We start from the raw sequence: 1,128 nt of genomic DNA, 5'->3' as shown, positions 1-1,128 counted from the left end.
TACGCAAAGCAAGCAAAGGCCCGAGCCGGAGATGTTTGACGTCATCATCGTGGACTTCCCCGACCCCACCAATTTTTCCATCGGCAAGCTCTACACCAATACCTTTTATTCCCTGCTGGCCCAGCGTTTGTCGGCCAGTGGGTATGCGGTGATACAGACCACCTCTCCGCTAGTGGCGCGCCAGAGTTTCTGGACCGTAGCCACCACCATCGAATCCGCAGGCCTGCACGCCACGCCCTACCACGCCAACGTGCCCAACTTTGGCGAATGGGGCTTCATCATCGCCAGCCATCGCCCCTGGCGCCAGCCCACCGCGTTGCCCGAGGGCCTGCGTTATCTGGCACCGACGACGCTGCCGTTGCTGTTTGATTTTCCCAAGGACATGGCGCGTGTACCGGCCGAGGTGAACCGCCTGTCGAACCAGGTGCTGGTGATGACGTATGAGAAGGAGTGGGGGCGGGCGGCGCCGTAGTTGTCCGGACCTCGTGACTATTTCAGATGAGGGACTGCATCGACAAAGCCTGTGCAGGCTGACTGGGTGCATGCGTACCAGCGGTTGTCAGCGAACTTGCAGTCCCCGCCCAGGTTGTCTTTGACAAACGAACAGTTTATCAAGCTGGACTCGGTGAAGCTGCAGCCCGCAAACGACGCCCCGCGACGAACAGCCTGTCAGCACGTTTCAACACGAAACTTCTTTGCGTGAACTTCTATCAGGCCGTCTGTGACGTAGATCCACAAGGTGTTGCCTTTCAAGTAGCCGTTTGAGATATTGCCTGCAAACATGTTGTCCTTGAGCTCGGCTACGTCCAATGTAGTGTTGAACTTGGAAACGCCCTCGCAGGTGATTCGATACAAGCCCCGTCCACCGCCCGCCTCGTCGATATGAAATAGAGCGGCAATTTGAACGGTAGCCTTGCCTCTTTCATCGATCAAAAAGGAAATGCTCACGACGTTGCCATCGTGCCAAAGGATTTCGTCTATCGCTTTAGTCATGCTGTGTGCCTCAAGACTTGAGAATTGCCAGGAGCCTACTTGAACTGAGTGGGGTCATAGAATAATTGTTTCTCCACGATTTGGTCATCGCTACAACGTTGATAAGCCAGCTCCTCGAAACAAACGGTCTTGCTC

At 55.4% G+C, this 1,128-nt stretch carries 2 protein-coding genes; one reads left to right on the top strand and one right to left on the bottom strand.

Annotated elements, in window-relative coordinates; translation table 11 throughout:
* Positions 1-472, top strand: a 472-nt coding sequence (locus AC097P_RS24625; protein WP_479613042.1) for a spermine/spermidine synthase domain-containing protein, incomplete at its 5' end; no start/stop codon positions are given.
* Positions 473-669: 197 nt separating this feature from the next.
* Here AC097P_RS24625 and AC097P_RS24620 read toward each other — a convergent pair.
* The gene (locus tag AC097P_RS24620; protein ID WP_479613041.1) at positions 670-993 is read right to left on the bottom strand and encodes a hypothetical protein; all 324 of its coding nucleotides are present in this window, start codon (positions 991-993) and stop codon (positions 670-672) included.
* Positions 994-1,128 lie beyond the last annotated feature (135 nt).

The organism is Rhodoferax sp. ZS1R8 (assembly GCF_056521325.1).
Note: the sequence above shows the minus strand (reverse complement) of the source record. Positions and strands in the feature narration are given on the sequence as shown.

Coding starts and splice junctions, on each gene's coding strand:
- AC097P_RS24620 (WP_479613041.1), bottom strand. CDS start 993: ATGACTAAAGCGATAGACGAAATCCTTTGGCACGATGGCAACGTCGTG.